At 67.3% G+C, this 16,892-nt stretch carries 14 protein-coding genes; 8 read left to right on the top strand and 6 right to left on the bottom strand.

Annotated elements, in window-relative coordinates; translation table 11 throughout:
- Positions 1-49: 49 nt before the first annotated feature.
- The 5 genes from ATO9_RS11075 to ATO9_RS11055 all read right to left on the bottom strand — a co-directional run bounded on the left by ATO9_RS11075 (position 50) and on the right by ATO9_RS11055 (position 4,574).
- Positions 50-628 carry an amino acid synthesis family protein gene (locus ATO9_RS11075; protein WP_043748420.1) on the bottom strand — a complete coding sequence of 193 codons (579 nt, stop codon included), beginning with the start codon at positions 626-628 and terminating at the stop codon, positions 50-52.
- Positions 625-1,209 (bottom strand): amino acid synthesis family protein, encoded by a 585-nt coding sequence (locus ATO9_RS11070; RefSeq protein WP_043748416.1) that lies wholly within the window; start codon positions 1,207-1,209, stop codon positions 625-627. Before ATO9_RS11070 ends, ATO9_RS11075 begins: the two co-directional genes overlap by 4 nt.
- Complete coding sequence (locus tag ATO9_RS11065) at positions 1,202-2,092, bottom strand: UPF0280 family protein (RefSeq protein WP_052418243.1); 891 nt, start codon at positions 2,090-2,092, stop codon at positions 1,202-1,204. The genes ATO9_RS11070 and ATO9_RS11065 overlap by 8 nt, the downstream gene beginning before the upstream one ends.
- On the bottom strand, positions 2,089-3,540 hold the full coding sequence (locus tag ATO9_RS11060; RefSeq protein WP_052418257.1) for a hypothetical protein: 1,452 nt from the start codon (positions 3,538-3,540) through the stop codon (positions 2,089-2,091). The genes ATO9_RS11065 and ATO9_RS11060 overlap by 4 nt, the downstream gene beginning before the upstream one ends.
- A gap of 206 nt (positions 3,541-3,746) precedes the next feature.
- Complete coding sequence (locus tag ATO9_RS11055; protein WP_052418242.1) at positions 3,747-4,574, bottom strand: ferredoxin--NADP reductase; 828 nt, start codon at positions 4,572-4,574, stop codon at positions 3,747-3,749.
- A gap of 204 nt (positions 4,575-4,778) precedes the next feature.
- Between ATO9_RS11055 and ATO9_RS11050 the strand changes: the two genes are divergently transcribed.
- From ATO9_RS11050 to ATO9_RS11035, 4 genes are all read left to right on the top strand, one after another.
- Complete coding sequence (locus ATO9_RS11050; RefSeq protein ID WP_043748413.1) at positions 4,779-5,618, top strand: FAD binding domain-containing protein; 840 nt, start codon at positions 4,779-4,781, stop codon at positions 5,616-5,618.
- Entirely contained in the window at positions 5,605-8,340 is a 2,736-nt protein-coding gene (locus ATO9_RS11045; RefSeq protein WP_043748412.1) for a molybdopterin-dependent oxidoreductase, read from the top strand. Before ATO9_RS11050 ends, ATO9_RS11045 begins: the two co-directional genes overlap by 14 nt.
- Before the next feature lie 67 nt (positions 8,341-8,407).
- On the top strand, positions 8,408-10,471 hold the full coding sequence (locus tag ATO9_RS11040; RefSeq protein WP_043748411.1) for a hydantoinase/oxoprolinase family protein: 2,064 nt from the start codon (positions 8,408-8,410) through the stop codon (positions 10,469-10,471).
- A 163-nt stretch (positions 10,472-10,634) separates the two neighbouring features.
- Positions 10,635-12,311 carry a hydantoinase B/oxoprolinase family protein gene (locus tag ATO9_RS11035; protein WP_043748406.1) on the top strand — a complete coding sequence of 559 codons (1,677 nt, stop codon included), beginning with the start codon at positions 10,635-10,637 and terminating at the stop codon, positions 12,309-12,311.
- Positions 12,312-12,333: 22 nt separating this feature from the next.
- On the opposite strand, the gene ATO9_RS11030 is transcribed toward ATO9_RS11035, so the two are convergent.
- Positions 12,334-12,942 (bottom strand): helix-turn-helix domain-containing protein, encoded by a 609-nt coding sequence (locus tag ATO9_RS11030; RefSeq protein WP_043748405.1) that lies wholly within the window; start codon positions 12,940-12,942, stop codon positions 12,334-12,336.
- Positions 12,943-13,054: 112 nt separating this feature from the next.
- On the opposite strand from ATO9_RS11030, the gene ATO9_RS11025 reads away from it, so the two are divergent.
- The 4 genes from ATO9_RS11025 (at position 13,055) to ATO9_RS11010 (ending at position 16,892) form a co-directional block, all read left to right on the top strand.
- Entirely contained in the window at positions 13,055-14,251 is a 1,197-nt protein-coding gene (locus tag ATO9_RS11025; protein ID WP_043748402.1) for a substrate-binding domain-containing protein, read from the top strand.
- Between the two features lie 171 nt (positions 14,252-14,422).
- The gene (locus ATO9_RS11020; RefSeq protein ID WP_043748400.1) at positions 14,423-15,187 is read left to right on the top strand and encodes an ABC transporter ATP-binding protein; all 765 of its coding nucleotides are present in this window, start codon (positions 14,423-14,425) and stop codon (positions 15,185-15,187) included.
- Positions 15,184-15,888, top strand: coding sequence for an ABC transporter ATP-binding protein (locus tag ATO9_RS11015; protein WP_043748398.1), 705 nt, complete (start codon positions 15,184-15,186; stop codon positions 15,886-15,888). The genes ATO9_RS11020 and ATO9_RS11015 overlap by 4 nt, the downstream gene beginning before the upstream one ends.
- Positions 15,889-15,899: 11 nt before the next feature.
- Positions 15,900-16,892 (top strand): branched-chain amino acid ABC transporter permease, encoded by a 993-nt coding sequence (locus tag ATO9_RS11010; RefSeq protein ID WP_043748396.1) that lies wholly within the window; start codon positions 15,900-15,902, stop codon positions 16,890-16,892.

Genomic DNA, 16,892 nt, shown 5'->3' with positions numbered 1-16,892 from the left:
AGCTCTTCCCCGCACGGCGCGGGCATTCCTGGCTTCGGGGTGGCAAAGCTCATCTCAGCCCGTCCTCCCCGACCATCTCCTCGTGGGTCAGCCCGCCGACGCGGGGCAGGGGGCGCCCCTCGATCTGCAGGGCCACGGCGACCACGATTTCACCGGCGCGGGGCGCGTCGGGCAGCTGTATCCGCATCCCGTCGAAATGCGACCGCACATAGGCCGCATCCTTGTGCCCTAGCGGCACGTCCAGCACGTCGCCCGGACCGCCGATTGCCTTTGACGACGGCACCAGCGCCTTGCCACCGCCCAGCACGTTGCGCAGGGGCGCGCCCAGCTTGGGGTGCAGCAGCGCGGCGGCATGTTCCAGTTCCCCGGCCTCGCCGACCAGGGCGGCCTTGCCATAGCCCTGAACCTCGGACGCCTCGCAGCCAAGGGCGGCGAGGGCAGCCTCGCCCAGCACGTGGCCCAGCTCGGCCCCGGTTTCCATCAGTTCGGACAGGTCCCGGACGAACCGGCCCGCGAAAGGGTTGGCGATCACCGACGCGGCGAGGGCGCGACGCGAGGGGCGGGGCAGGGTTTGCCCCATCTCGGTCCGTGTCTCCTCGACCAGGGTGATGATCCGCCGTGCCGTCATCTCAGCCCGTCTTCGCCTTTCACGTCCGCCGCGGCCAGGCCGCCGACACGGGCGTGGATGCGCGGCCCGGTGGTCATGACGAGGACCAGCAGGATCTCGTCGGCCTTGGGCGCATCCGCCAGCCCCACTTCCATCGCGTCGAAATGCGACCGAACGTAAGAGGCATTCGTATGCGTCACCGGTACGTCCAGCCGCGCCCCCGGCGCGCCGACCTTCTTGGTCGAGGGCACGATGGCCATGCTGTCCGCGATCTTCTCGCGCATGGCGTAGCCGCCGGGCACATGCCACAGTGCGCCGTGCTCCAGCTCGCCATTAGTGCCGACGATGGCGCCTTTGCCATAGCCCTCGACGGCCGCTGCATCGCCGCCAAGCGCATCGATCAGGTCCTGCGCCATCTGCGCGCCCAGCGGCTTCAGGTCTTCCATGAACCCGGCGATATCCTCGACATAGCGCCCGGCAAAGGGGTTCGCGATCACGGTCATGCAGGCGGCGCGGCGCTGCGGCACCTCGGGGGCGGGGCCGCCCTCGTGATAGATTGTCTCGGTCAGGATCGCGGTCTTGCGGATCTGGGGTTCAGGCATCGGTCAGGTCTTTCGTCTTCTGCGCGGTCAGTCCGGCGACGGGCGCAATCGCGCCGCCGACGATCCGCCGCGCGCATTGCACGGCCAGGCAGGCCGACAGGATCAGCCCCCGGTCCAGGTAATCCTGCGCCACAGCTTCGCCCGCGTCGAGGGCCTGCGCGATCTGCCGGTCGCAAAGCGGCGCGACACCGGTGACGACCATCCGGTCGCCGAGGTCGCTGTCCGGAGCGATGTCGCAGGCTCGCTCGCGGGTGACGGCGGGATGGCCGGGCAGGTCGATGGCATTGGCGATCAGGGTCGCGGCGGCATCGGCGCTGGCCGCGTCGCGGGCCAGCACGGTCACCGCATCGGCGATGCCCAAAGAATGCGACCGCCCCTGCCAGCCGGAGGTTGCGATCCCGCCGATCCCGCTGTCAGGCCCGATCTCGGCCCGCGCCCCGGCTGCACCAGTCACCGGGTCCTCGCAGATGGCCAGCCGCAGCGGCATCCCAGACGTCCACAGCGCGATATCCCCGCCATTGTTCACATGCGCGCGGGTCAGCCCGTGACCGGGCTGCAGCATCGCCGCCAGCACGTGATCCGCCCCGGCCCCAGCCACGGCCGCCATCGGCGTGACGAAGGTCGGGCGGAACCGCTCGGTCGCGGCCTGCATCCGACGCGCCACGGGACCCGACAGGTCCGGCCCCTCGGCGCTGCGCAGGCGCGGCAATTCCTCGACCAGCCGGTTTAGCAGCGGCAGGAACGCCGCCTGCGCCCGATGGTAAGCCGCGCGCACGGCAGCCTCCGGCCCCTCGGCGGTCACGATCATGTCGATCGGGCCATGGCTCAGGCGCAGCCGCCCGTCGGGCATCGCGGTGGCGCGGGCGGTTTCGATAAAGCTCATTCGGATGTCTCCTTGCGGGCATCCGCACGCGTGACCGGCCAGGGCGATCCGGGCTTGCGCCGCTCCGCCCGCTGGCCCGACAGGATGTGATCGTTCTGCCGCCCCTTCGCGCCGCGCAGCGCGTCTTCCAGCGGCATGACGTAATCCATGTGCCCGCCAAGCGCGGCGTAATCGCTGGCCGACATGGTGAATTCGATGGGGGCGACCAGCGCCGGGGTGGGGACATAACCGAAGGCGTTCTTCGGCATCTGCGTCACGTCCGCCATGAAGGTGATCCCACCACCTGGCCACATGAAGACCGGCGCGCCCCCGACGGTCACGCGGGTCAGGCGCGACTGGACAGACCGGGTCAGGGAGACCGGGTTTTCCGTCACGCCTGACCTCAGCGACCCGCCCGCCCCGGCCATGAACAGAACCGAAGCCAGAGAGGGCTCGCAATTCTCTTCGATGCGCCGGACAGAAGGGAGTAGGCGGTCGGGCATGTCCAGCTGAACCGGCACGAGGTCCTCGTTCAGCTCGTAATAGGCGGCGTTTTCGCCAGTGGTGGATACCATCAGCAGCGACAGGCCCGGGCGCGCGCCCTTGGCCTCCTGCCAGGTGTCCAGGATCGTCAGCGGATCGGTCAGGTCGGTGCCGCCCCAGCCGGTGCCGGGTTCCGCAACCTGGAAATACCGCCCCGGCGTCGATCGGCGGCCCTTGATGCGGATGCCCGATGGCTCCCATCCGATGACCTTGCCGGCCTGGTGTTCGGACATGACGCCGGTGATGTGGTCATCGACGACGACGACCTCGTCCACCAGCCCCATCCATTGGGCGGCGAACATGCCCACCGTGGCCGAGCCACAGCCGACGCGCATCCGTTCCTCGGGCTGACCGTTGACCACGGGGGCCTCGCCCGCGGTGATCTGAAGGTCCGCGCCGCCGTCGATCGTCATGTCGACCGCTTCGCCGTTGCAAAGGGCCAGCAGCGCGTTGCAGGTCGCACGGCCCTCTTTCTTCGATCCGCCGGTCAGGTGGTTCACGCCGCCCAGCGACAGCATCTGCGACCCGTATTCCGACGTCGTGACATGTCCGATCACTTCACCCTCGGCCCGCACCGACGCGCATTCCGAGCCAAGGTGCCGGTCGGTGTCGATCTTCACCTTCGCCCCGCAGTAGGAGAAGATCCCCTCGGTCACGACGGTGATCATGTCGGCATCCGCGGCCTTCGACGCGACGATGAACGGCGCGGGCTTGTAGTCGGGATAGGTCGTGCCGGACCCGACAGCTGTGATGAACGTATCCTCGCCGGAAACGATCTCTCCGTCCCATTCTCGGTCGAGGAAGGGGACAAGCGGCGTGTCCTCGCGGTTTTCCAGGATGGTCAGCGGGTCCAGACGCACCAGCTCTCCGCCCTCGTTGGCATAGCGGTCGCAGGCGCCGGACCGGCCATCGGCGATGTAGCACATCACCGGGCAGGCATCGCAGCGGATCTTGTCCGGTTTCTCGGCCTGGCTGCGCTTTGTCGGTGCGTCTGTCACTTGGCATGCTCCGGGGTCTGAACCGGGGGTCGGGCTAGGTCTGGGGCGGGCCGCATCGCGGGGATATTCGTTTGTATACGAACGCACGGCGATCGTTTGTATGTCAACAGTTTTGAAGTGCGCATCCGCATGGCTCAATCCACGAAGGCTTTTTCGACCACGAATTCAGCAGGCCGGTTGTTGGCGCCTTCTTCAAGGCCGGAATTGAGACAGATGTCCCGGCAATCGTTCAGCATCGCCATCGATCCGCAGATCATCACACGGTCGTCCGCTGGCGAAATCATCGGCAGGTTCAAGGCCTTGCTGGCCGCGCCCGACGTGATCAGGTCGGTGATGCGCCCCTGTACCGGATAGGCCTCGCGCGTGGTGGCATTATACAGATGCAGGCGATCCGCCGCATATTCCCCCACCAACGGGTCATTTTTCGTCGCCTCCACGATCTCCTGACCATAGGCCAGTTCCGCAACTTCGCGACAGCCATGGCACAGGATCACCTGTTCGAATCGCTCATAGGTGTCCGGGTCGCGGATCAGCGAGGCGAAGGGCGCGATGCCGGTTCCGGTCGACAGCATCCAAAGCCGCTTGCCCGGTTTCAGCGCATCCAGGACCAGCGTGCCGGTCGCTTTCTTGCGCATCAGCACCGTGTCGCCCACTCGGATCTTCTGAAGGTGTTCGGTCAGCGGCCCCTCCGCCACCTTGATCGAGTAGAATTCCAGCGTTTCGTCCCAGGCGGGGGAGGCGATGGAATAGGCGCGCATCACCGGCCGTTCCGCGTTGGGCAGCCCGATCATCACAAACTCGCCCGACCGGAACCGAAAGCTCGCGGGCCGCGTCACCCGGAACCGGAACAGGCGGTCCGTGTAATGCTGCACCTCCGTGACGGTCAGGGCGTGGCAGCCGGCGGGCAGGCCGAATCCGGCGGGGGCGCCTTCCAGGATCAGATCGTCGGCAAGATCGGTCATCGCGGTGCTCCTTGTGCTACATTTCACGGCAGATGCTGCGTCAATATTCATTCGTACACAAACGAATTCTGCTTTTTCCACTTCGCGGGGCCGGAACGCTGCCATGACGATTGACAACTTTTCGTGCAACTCCCTAGGCTGCGTTCATATCGTTTGCACACAAATGAAGCTCCGGGCCCGTCCCGGCGCATCGGAGAGGCCCATATGACGCTGCAACGCCCCGAATCGATTGATGCCGCCCTGGCGCTTCTGGCCGAAGGCGGCGGCACGATTCTGGCCGGCGGCACCGACGTCTATCCGGCCCTGCGCGATGCAACGCCGCCCGAATGCATGATCGACGTCACCGGGATCGAGGGGCTGCGCGACATCTCTCTGCGCGATGGCATCTGGCGACTTGGTGCGGCCACGACCTGGACCGATATCGTCCGGGCCGAGTTGCCGCAGCTCTTCACCGGCCTGAAACTCGCGGCGCGAGAGGTCGGCTCGGTCCAGATCCAGAACACCGGCACTCTCGCGGGCAATATCTGCAATGCCTCGCCGGCGGCGGATGGCGTGCCCACGCTCATGGCGCTCGACACCCAGGTCGAGATCATGGGCCCGGAAGGCCGCCGGGCCGTCATGCTTCAGGACTTCATCAAGGGCCCGCGCGCCGTCGACCTCGGGGCCGGAGAGATGATCACCGCGCTTCTCATTCCCGACCGGGCGGGGCAGGGCGCGTTTCTCAAGCTCGGCTCGCGCCGCTACCTCGTCATTTCCATCGCCATGGTCAGCGCCGTCATCAAATCCGACGACGGCGTGATCTCCCGCGCGGCGATCTCGGTCGGGGCCTGTTCGCCGGTCGCGTTCCGCGCCACCGCCCTGGAAGAGGCGCTGGTCGGCGCCGATGCCGCTGCTGTCGCCGGGCTGGTCCAGGCCGCCGATCTGCCCGACCTGACCCCGATCACCGATGTCCGCGCCTCGGCCAGCTATCGCCAGGATGCGGTTCGGACCCTCGTCACCCGCACGATCCACCAAGCCATGGAGCCCCCGCATGTCGCTGGATGAACCCAAGGGCCAGATCGCCTTCACCCTGAACGGCACCGACATGTCTCTGGCCGCCGCGCCGACGACCCGCCTGTCGGACATGCTGCGCAATTCCGCCGGGGCGCGCGATGTGAAGGTCGGCTGCAATGCCGGCGATTGCGGTGCCTGCACCGTGCTGCTGGACGGTGAACCCGTCTGCGCCTGCATCACCGCTGCGGGTCAGGCCGAGGGGCGCAAGGTCGAAACCCAGGCCGGCTTGGTCGGCGCGGATGAAGATGCGCTGCGCCTCGCCCAGGCGTTCCAGCGCCACCAGGCCGCGCAATGCGGCATCTGCACGCCGGGCATGATGGTGTCGGCCATAGCCCTCCTGCGCTCGGGCGAGGTGCTGACCGAAGACAAGGTTGCCGATGCGCTGGGCGGTGTGCTCTGCCGCTGCACCGGTTATCGCAAGATCATCGCGGCGGTTCTGGACGCGGGCGGCGCAGCCCCGACGGATGACGCGCCGGCGGATGGCGCGGTCGGTGCCCCGGTCGCGCGGCTCGATGGCTGGCCCAAAGTGTCGGGGGCAGAGCTGTTCGGCGATGACGTGGCCCCAGCCGATGCCCTGACACTGCGCGTCATCCGCTCGCCCTTCCACCGCGCGGGATTTACCTTCGGCGATCTCGACGCCTATCGCGATGCGGCCGGGCTGGACCTGATCCTGACCGCCGCCGACGTGCCCGGCGAGAACTGCTTTGGCACCATCCCCGGGTTCGAGGACCAGCCGGTCTTTGCCGAAGGCGAAACCCGCTTCAAGGGCGAAGCCGTGGCGGCAATCGTCGGCAGAGCCGAAGCCCTCGCCACCCTGCCGGACTTCCCCGTCACGTGGGAGGAACGCCCCGCCAACCTGACCCCCAAGGGTGCCGCTCAGGCCGCGCAACTGCACCCGACCCGCGCCGACAACCTGATGTGCCGCGGCCTCGTCCGGCGGGGTGACGCGGCGGGCGCGATGGCGCAAGCGGCGCATGTGGTGTCGGGCGATTTCTCCACCGGCTTCATCGAACACGCCTATATCGAACCCGAGGCCGCCACCGCCCGCCGCGTCGGCGACCGGATCGAGGTGCAGTGCTGCACCCAGGCCCCCTTCATGAACCGCGACGGGCTGGCCGGGATCCTGGGCCTGCCGCCCGAGGCCGTGCGCATCGTGCCGACCGCCACCGGCGGCGGCTTCGGGTCCAAGCTCGATCTGACCGCACAGCCCTTCGTCGCGCTGGCGGCGTGGAAGCTGAACCGCCCGGTCCGCATCGCCTATACCCGCACCGAAAGCATCGCGACCTCGACCAAGCGCCACCCCTCCGAGGTGCATATGGAGATCGGGACCGACGAAACCGGCCGCATCCTCGCCGCCCGCTTCGACGGCACCTTCAACACCGGCGCCTATGCCAGCTGGGGCCCAACCGTGGCCAACCGCGTGCCGATCCACGCCTCCGGCCCCTACCTGACCCCGAATTACGAGGCCAATTCCGCCGGGATCCACACCAACACCGCCCCCTCGGGCGCCTTCCGTGGCTTCGGCGTACCGCAATCGGCGGTCGCGCAGGAACAGCTCTACGATCTGCTGGCGGAAAAGCTGGGGATGGACCGGCTGGACTTCCGCCGGATGAACTGTCTGACCAATGGCGCCCCTACCGTCACCGGCCAGGTCTTTGACACCGGCATGGGCATCGACGCCTGTTTCGACGCCCTGAAACCCGCCTGGGATCGCGCCCTGGCCGAGGCCGAGGCCTTCAACGCCACCCATGCCGACCGCAAACGCGGTGTCGGCGTGGCAGGCGGCTGGTATGGCTGCGGCAACACCTCCATGTCGAACCCTTCGACCATCCGCGCGGGCGTGACCCCGGCCGGGGACCTGATCCTGCACCAGGGCGCCATCGATATCGGCCAGGGGTCCAACACCGTGATCTCCCAGATCTTCGCCGAGGCGCTTGGCGTCCCGGTCTCGCAGGTCACGCTGATCGGCCCCGATACCGACGTCACCCCCGACGCGGGCAAGACATCGGCCAGCCGCCAGACCTTCATCACCGGCAATGCCGCGCGCCTTGCGGGCGAGGCGCTGCGCAGCCAGATCCTCCGCCTCGGCAATGTGGGCGAGGGCGCGGTGATCGCCTTTGCCGACGGTGCCGTGGAACTGACCGAGGACGGCGTGACCCGCCGCATCGACCTGCCGCAGGCCGAAGGCTACGCGCTGGAAGTGGTCGAAAGCTACGACCCGCCAACCCTGCCGCTGGACGAGAACGGGCAGGGCGAACCCTATGCCGTCTTCGGCACCGCCGCCCAGATGGTCGAGCTTGAGGTCGACATGGAGCTTGGCACGGTCAAGCTGCTGAACTTCACCGCCGCCCATGACGTGGGCCGCGCCATCAACCCGCTGCTGGTCGAAGGCCAGATCGAGGGCGGCATCGCCCAGGGCCTCGGCCTTGCGCTGATGGAGGAATTCCTGCCCGGCCGGACCGAGAACCTGCATGACTACCTGATCCCCACCATCGGGGACGTGCCGCCGGTGCAGTCGATCATCATCGAATCCGGCGATGCCCACGGGCCTTACGGGGCCAAGGGGCTGGGCGAACATTGCCTGATCCCGACCGCGCCCGCTGTGCTGAACGCCATCGCCCATGCCAGCGGCGCACGCATCCACCACCTGCCGGCCACGCCCGACCGGGTCCGCGCCGCGATCCTCGCGGCCCGTGACCAGGCAACGGCGTGACCATGCAGCAAGACCGACACCAGGATCCCGGACGACCGGGCAAGACATGGCAGGACAGGGCCAGCAAATGACAGACCAGACCGAGCTGACCGGCAGTTTCGCCGGGATCGACGTGGGCGGCACCTTCACCGACCTCGTGCATTACGACAGCCGCGCCGGCCGCGTGCGGCTGGCCAAGGTGCCCACGACGCTCGACAACCAGGCCCATGGTGTGCTGGCCGCACTGGACGCGGCCGAGGTCGACGCCGCCGCGCTCGACCTGATCGTGCATGGCACCACCACCACGACCAACGCGGTGCTGGAACGCCAGCTCTGCAAGACCGGGCTGATCACCACGCGCGGCTTTCGCGACGTGCTGGAGCTTGGCCGCCGCACCCGCCCGAACGCCTATGGCCTCAAGGGTCAGTTCCGCCCACTGATCCCGCGCGACCTGCGGCTCGAAGTGCCCGAACGCATGCTCGCCGATGGCAGCGTGCACACGGCCCTGGACGAGAACGCCCTGCGCGCCGCCCTGCGCCAGCTGGCGGATGAGGGCTGCGAGGCGCTGGTGATCCACTTCCTGCACGCCTATGCCAACCCCGCCCACGAGGCCCGCGCCGGAGAGATCGCCCGCGAGGAATGGCCCAACGGCAACATCACCCTCGGCCATGCGCTGCTGTCGGAAAGCCGCGAATTCGAACGCGGCGTGACCGCTGCCGTCAATGCCAGCGTGCAGCCGCTGCTGCGCCGCTACGTGGAACGTCTGGCCGACCGGCTGTCCGAACGCGGCTATGCCCGCGACCTGCTGGTGATGAACGGCAATGGCGGCATGGTCTCTGCCCGGATCGTCGCCGAAGAGGCCGCCAAGACCGTCATGTCCGGCCCCGCCTCGGGGGTCATGGCCGCCGCCTATACCGGGCGGCGCGCGCATATTCCCGACCTGCTGACCTACGACATGGGCGGCACCTCGACCGACGTGGCGATGATCCGCGGCGCCGACCCGGCCGTCAGCCACGAGATCGAGATCGAATATGCCATGCCGATCCACGTCCCCATGGTCGATGTACGCACCGTCGGCGCCGGGGGCGGGTCGATCGCGCGGGTCAATGCGGCGGGGCTGCTTCAGGTCGGGCCGGACAGCGCCGGCTCCACCCCCGGGCCGATCTGCTACGGCAAGGGCGGGGAGGAGCCGACGATTTCCGACGCCAACATGCTTCTGGGCCGGATGAACCCGGGCAAGCTGAACACGATCTCGGGCGACGTGTCGCTCGACACGATCCGAGATGCCTTCGCCGCGAAGATCGGCGATCCGCTGGGCATCGACGCGGTCGAGGCGGCCTCGGCCGTGCTGCGCATCGCCACAGCCAAGATGGCCGACGCGGTGCGGATGGTGTCGATCTCCCTGGGCGAGGACCCGCGCGATTTCGCGCTCTTCGCCTTCGGGGGGGCTGGTCCGCTGCATGCCTGCGCCATCGCGCGCGAACTGGGCGTGCCCCGTGTGCTGGTGCCCGCGCGGCCCGGCATCACCAACGCGCTTGGCTGTATCGTCGCCGACCTACGCCACGATTTCGTGCAGACGGTGAACCAGCCGCTCGACCTGTGCGACATGGACGAGGTCCACGCCGCCTTCACCCGCCAGGTCGAGGACGGCCGCGCCGCGATCGACCGCGAACGGGTCGAGATCGCGGACCTGCACGTGTCGCATTCCGTCGACATGCAGTTCATCGGCCAGACCCACCTGCTGCGCGTTCCGCTGCCCACGGCGACGCCCAGCCGCGAAGAGCTTCAGCGCCTGTTCGAGGCCGCCTATTTCCGCCGCTTCCAGGTGGAGCTTCCGGAAATCCGCGCTGCCCTCGTCAACGTCAACACCTCCGTCATCGGCCGCCGGCCCGAGGTCGACCTGTCCCTGCTGATCGACGCGTCGGCCCGCAAGGCCACGCTGGAAGAGGCGCGCACCGACACCCGCTCCGTCTGGTTCGACGGCTGGACCGACACGCCGGTCTACTGGCGCGATCACCTGCCCGCCGACGCGACCCTGACCGGACCGGCCATCGTGGAACAGATGGATTGCACCCTGGTGATGGAGCCGGGCGATACCGCCGTGCAGGACCACGACGGCAACCTCATCGTGACCGTGGGGTCAGGGGGATGAGCGGCGCACAGAGGATTTGCGTCCCGCCACCGGGGGCTTCGCGCCCCCGGACCCCCGCGGAGTATTTCTGGCAAGATGAAGATCGGAAGACGGGCCGGGATGCGGGTTGCGCCACGCCGGAACGGTCCGGCGCCGCAGGACAGACCCGACGAGGAGAGCTGACATGAGTATCGACCCGATCACCCTGACCGTCATCCAGTCCGGCCTTCAGCAGGTCTGCGACGAGATGGACCTGAGCTTCTCCCGCGCTGCGTTCTCTCCGGTGATCGCAGAGGCGAACGACCGCTCGGACGGTATCTATTCGGCCGAGGATGGCAGCCTGATCGCCCAGGGCTCCATGGGCCTGCCGGTCTTTGTCGGCACGATGCAATATTCCACCGCCACCCTGATCGAGATGATCCGCGACGGCCGGGCCATCGCGCCCAGGGAAGGCGACATCTACATCGTCAACGACCCCTACCTGGGTGGCACCCACCTGATGGACGTGCGCTTTGCGATGCCGGTCTACCGGAACGGCGAAATCTTCTGTTGGCTGTCCAATACCGGGCACTGGCCCGATACCGGCGGCGCGGTGCCCGGCGGGTTCTCGGCCTCTGCCACGGCGGTCGAACAGGAGGGCCTGCGGCTGCCGCCCGTGCGGCTCTTCAAGGAAGGCACGCTCGATCCCGAGATCTACGGCATCATCTGCTCCAACATCCGCGTGGCGGATCAGCGGATCGGCGACGTGAAGGCCCAGGCTGCCGCGCTGTATGTCGGCCAGGCGCGCCTGACCCGGCTGCTGGATCGCTACGGCGACGACACGGTGCGCGCCGCGATCACCGAATTGCGCGACCGCGCGGCCCAGCAGATGCGCGCCAATATCGCGCGCATCCCGGCGGGCACCTATAGCTCGACGGCGTTCATCGACAGTGACGGGGTGGTCAACGAACCGCTGGAAATCCGCCTTGCGGTGACCAGCGACGGCGACAGCCTGACCTTCGATTTCACCGGTTCATCGGCCCCCTGCGCCGGGCCGATGAACTCCGTCCTCGCGACGACGCTGTCGTCGGTCTACCTGGCGATGCGCCACATCTTTCCCGACGTTCCGATCAGCGCCGGCGCCTTCGAGCCGCTGAACATCATTCGCCCCGAGGGCACGTTCCTCGACGCGCAATATCCGCGCCCGGTCTCGGGCTGCGCCGCAGAGGTCAGTCAGCGCATCGCCGAGGCGGTCTTTGCCGCCCTTGTCGACCCGCTGCCCGACATCGTCACCGCGGCCCCGGCGGGCACGTCGGGCAACTTTGCCCTGGGGGGCGAGGTGCCCGAGGAAGGGCGCAGCTACGTGATGTACCAGATCTCGGGCGGCGGCTATGGCGGCTACGAGGGCGGCGACGGCATCTCGAACGGGTGTTCGACCATCGGCATCTCCAAATCCCCGCCGGTCGAGATCATGGAACAGCAATTCCCCGTCCTCTATCATCGCTACGCCCTGCACGAGGGCTCGGGCGGGGCGGGGGAGCATCGCGGCGGCTTCGGGCTAGATTACGAGGTGGAGCTGCTCAAGGGGACGGCGCGGGCAAGTTTCGTCATGGATCACGGGCGGTTCGGCCCCCAGGGCGTGCTGGGCGGCGGCGATGGCGGGGTGAACCGCGTCGTGGTCACCCGCGACGGCGAAAGCACCACGCCCGAGCACCTGTCCAAGGCGCAGGACATCGCCCTGAAGGCCGGCGACCGCGTCCATGTGCGTACGCCCGGCGGCGGCGGCTACGGCCCGGCCACGCAGCGTGATCCGGCCCTCGTGGCCGAGGATGTGCGCTTGGGGCGCTACACCGCCGACGAGGCGAAGAAACTCTTCGGCTGAGGCGCCGCGCGGGGCAGGGGGATCACTCCCCCTCCGCCCCGCGGTTCACCACATGGGCCGATTCGATATCGCCAAGCGCCTGCAGAAGGGCGTTGGTATTGGTCACCCCGAACTTCTTCAAAAGCTTCGCGCGGTAGACCTCGACCGTCCGGTAGGACAGATCCAGCCGCTGGGCGATTTCCTTGCTCGTCAGACCGTCCGCCAGGAAGGACACGATCTCGCGTTCCCGTCGCGTCAACGCCGAATAGGGGCGGATCTCGGACAGGTCCGCAAAGCTCCAGACGGCGCGCTGCAACGGGTCGTCCGGGGTGAAGGAATGGCCGCGCACCCGGCACCAGAACAGCGCCCCGTTCTTGCGCGCCATGATCCGTTCGTCCCAGTACGTGTTGGTCTCCCTTAGCCGGTTCACGCCCCGGTCGCGGATGTTCACGAACTCCTCCCGGCTGGGATAAAGACTTGAAAACAATTCGTCTTTAAGGTCGTCCCGGTCATAGCCGAACATCTCTGCGAAGGCGAAATTGCAATCCCGGATGACCCGGTTCTCGGTCACCACCAGACCGACCGGCGCATAGAGAAACGCGATCTCCTCGAACCGGCCCGAGCGGTAGCTGTCCTCGATACGTATTTCCACAATATTGCCTCTCGACGGTCCGTCTGTGACCTTTCACGCCACAAGGAAGTTAGAGAACGGGACGGGGCTGCGCAATGACCGCCCGCCGTTCCCATATAGGGAGGAGGACCCCATGACGTCAGTGTTCAAACTGATTGGCGGAGCTTTGTTCGGGCTCGCCATCGCCGTGCCGGCGCAGGCCCAGGACCCGGTCAAGATCGGCCTGGTTCACGGCATTTCCGGCCACGCCTTCGAGGCATTTTCCAAGCAGGCCCAGACCGGGTTCGAGCTGGGGATCGAATATGCCACCGGCGGCACCAACGAGATCAAGGGCCGCCCGGTGGAGCTGGTCATCAAGGACAGCCAGTTCAAGCCCGACGTGGCCCGCGCCGTCCTGGCCGAGGCCTATGGCGATGACGAAGTGCTGCTGGCCGTTGGCGCGACCTCGTCCGGTGTGACCCAGGCGATGCTGCCGATTGCCGAGGAATACGAGAAGATCCTGATCGTCGAGCCCGCCGTGGCCGACAGCCTCACCGGCCCCGACAGCAACCGCTACGTGTTCAAGACCTCGCGCAACTCCTCGATGGACATGCAGGCCCAGGCGCTCGCGCTCCAGCCCGACGAAAACCTCGTCGTTGCCACCCTGGCCGAGGATTACGCGTTCGGCCGTGACGGGATCGAGGCCTTCAAGGCCGCGCTCGACGGTTCCGGCGCGACGGTCGTGACCGAGGAATACGTGCCCCAGGGCACCACCGACTTCACCGCCGTGGCGGAACGCATGTTCAACGCGCTGAAGGATGAAGAAGGCCGCAAGGTCATCCTGATCTACATCGCCGGTGGCGGCGACGCGCCGGGCAAGATCCAGGCGATGGATCCGGGCCGCTACGACATCGAGATCTCGATGGGCGGGCATATCCTGCCAGTCTTGCCGACCTACAAGCGGTTCCCGGGTCTCGAGGGGGCGGTCTATTACTACTACGAAGCCTTCGACAACGAGATCAACAACTGGCTCGTCGAAACCCACATGGAACGCTTCGACAGCCCGCCGGACTTCTTCACCGCCGGTGGCATGTCCGCAGCGCTCGCCGTGGTCGCGGCCCTCGAAGCGGCCCCGGAATGGGACACCGAAACCCTGATCGAGACGATGGAAGGCATGTCCTGGGACACGCCCAAGGGCGGGATGACTTTCCGCGCCGAGGACCACCAGGCCCTGCAGGACATGCTGCACTTCAAGATCAAGGTCGAGGATGACGTCGAATGGGCGATCCCGGAAAAGGTCCGGATCATCCCCGCCGAAGAGATGAACATCCCCATCGGCCGCGAGAATTGATCGCACCCGTCCCGGCCCCCTCTGCGGGCCGGGACACCACCCCCGCCTGAACACCGTGATGGCCCGCCGCGCAACGGCCGGCCACCCACTCCGACCCATCCCATGCAAGGGACAGGGCGACGGGCGGCAGACCGCTTCACACCGTAATTCCGACGGATCGGACCCGACCAAATGACCCAACCGTCCCTTGTCACGCAGGACCTGACGATCCGCTTCGGCGGCCATGTCGCCGTCAACGCCGTCTCCTGCGAATTCCGCCCCGGAGAGCTGACCGTGATCGTCGGCCCCAACGGCGCCGGAAAGACCACCTATTTCAACCTCATCTCCGGTCAGTTGACCGCCACCTCGGGCAAGGTCCTGAAGGATGGCACGGACCTGACCGCGATGGCCCCCTCGGCCCGCGCCCATCACGGCATCGGCCGCGCCTTCCAGCTGACCAACCTCTTTCCCGGCCTGACCGTCCTGGAAAACATCCGCCTCGCCGTGCAGGCACGCTCCGGTGCGGGCTGGAAATTGCTGCGCCGGGTCGAGGCCCTGACCGAGCTGACCGAGAAGGCAGAACGCTATCTCGAAGCGACCAAGCTGACCGACAAGGCGCATCAGCCCGCCTCGGCGCTGCCGCATGGCGACCAGCGCAAGCTCGAGGTCGCGCTGCTGATGGCGATGGAGCCCGACATCTACATGTTCGACGAACCCACGGCGGGGATGAGCCTCGATCACGCGCCCGACGTGCTGGACCTGATCGCCGAGATCAAGAAGGACCGCACCAAGACCGTGCTTCTGGTCGAACACAAGATGGACGTGGTCCGCGCGCTGGCCGACCGGATCATCGTGCTGCACAACGGCGAATTGCTGGCCGATGGCCCGCCGGAGGAGGTCATGTCTTCCCAGATCGTGCGCGACGTTTATCTCGGCAAATCGACGGAGGCCGCATGACCCTTCTCAGCCTCACCAACATGCAGACCAATATCGGTGAATATGCCGTGCTGCATGACATCAGCCTGACCGTGCCCGAGGGCGGCGTCTTTGTCCTGCTGGGCCGCAACGGTGCCGGCAAGACCACGACCCTGCGCTCGATCATGGGGATGTGGCGGCCGTCGCCCGGTTCGGTCATGTTCCGCGGCCAGGACATCACCGCCCTGCACACCGCCGACATCGCGCGCCTGGGCATCGCCTTCGTGCCCGAGAACATGGGCATCTTCGGCGGTCTCACGGTCGAGGAAAACCTCGTCCTCGCCACCGCCAAGGGCAAGTTCGACCGCGACCGCCTGAACCGCATCTACCGCCTGTTCCCGGCGCTGGAGAAGTTCTGGACCAAGCAGGCCTGGTCCCTGTCGGGCGGGCAGAAACAGATGCTCTCGGTCGCCCGGGCGATCATCGAACCGCGGGACCTGATCCTGATCGACGAACCCACAAAGGGCCTCGCGCCCGCCATCGTCGACGCCATGGCCGAGGCCTTCCGCGAGATATCCGACACCACGACCATCCTGCTGGTCGAACAGAATTTCGAATTTGCCAAGTCGCTGGGCCGCGACATGGCCGTCATCGATGACGGCCGGATCGCCCATGCCGGCTCCATGGCCGATTTCGTGGCCGACCGCGCATTGCAGGACCGCCTGCTCAGCCTGTCGGTCTGAAGGGGGAGAGAATGAACCAGATGAATGCAACTCTGACACGGGTCGGCGGGGTGAACCTGCTGCCGCTCGCCGTGGCGCTGGTGGCCTTCGTGCTGATCGGCGCGCCGTCCTCCTGGATGACGCTGACCGTCGCCGGGCTGGCCATGGGCATGATGATCTTCCTCATGGCCTCGGGGCTCAGCCTCGTCTTCGGCCTGATGGACGTGCTGAACTTCGGCCATTCCGCCTTTGTCAGCCTCGGCGCCTTCATTGCCGCTACCGTGCTGGCCTGGATGGGCGGCTGGCTGGGCTCGGATTCGGTCCTGCTGAACTCCGCCGCGCTCTTCATCGCCTTCACCGCCGCGATCCTGTTCGGCCTCGCCGCCGGGTGGTTCTTCGAGACGGTGATCATCAAGCCGGTCTATTCCGACCACCTGCGCCAGATCCTGATCACCATGGGCGCGCTGATCGTGGTCGAACAGGCCATCCTGGCGATCTGGGGCGGCACGCCGATGTCCGTGCCACGGCCGCATTTCCTGGAAGGCGCGTTCCTGATCGGCGACGTCACCATCGAGGTCTACCGCGCCTTCGCCTTCCTGCTGGGGCTGATCGTCTACCTCGCGCTCTACTTCACGCTCAACCGCACGCGGCTGGGCCTGCTGATCCGCGCCGGCGTCGAGAACCGCGAGATGGTGGAGGCCCTGGGCTTCCGCATCGACCGGCTCTTCATCGGCGTCTTCATGGCGGGCTCCGCGCTGGCGGCCATGGGCGGGGCCATGTGGGCGGGTTATGAAACGCTGATCACCCCGTCGCTGGGCGCCGAGATGATGATCGTCGTCTTCATCGTCGTGATCATCGGCGGTCTCGGCTCGGTCGAGGGCACGCTGCTGGGCGCGATCATGGTCGGGCTGGTCTCGAACTACGTGGGCTTCCTCGCGCCGAAACTGGCGCTGGCGTCCAACATGATCCTGATGATGATTATCCTGCTCTGGCGCCCCAACGGGCTGCGCCCGGCGGTGAAGTGA

The organism is Pseudooceanicola atlanticus (genome assembly GCF_000768315.1).
Taxonomy (GTDB): Bacteria; Pseudomonadota; Alphaproteobacteria; order Rhodobacterales; family Rhodobacteraceae; genus Pseudooceanicola; species Pseudooceanicola atlanticus.
This window is presented reverse-complemented; position numbering and strand designations above follow the sequence as displayed.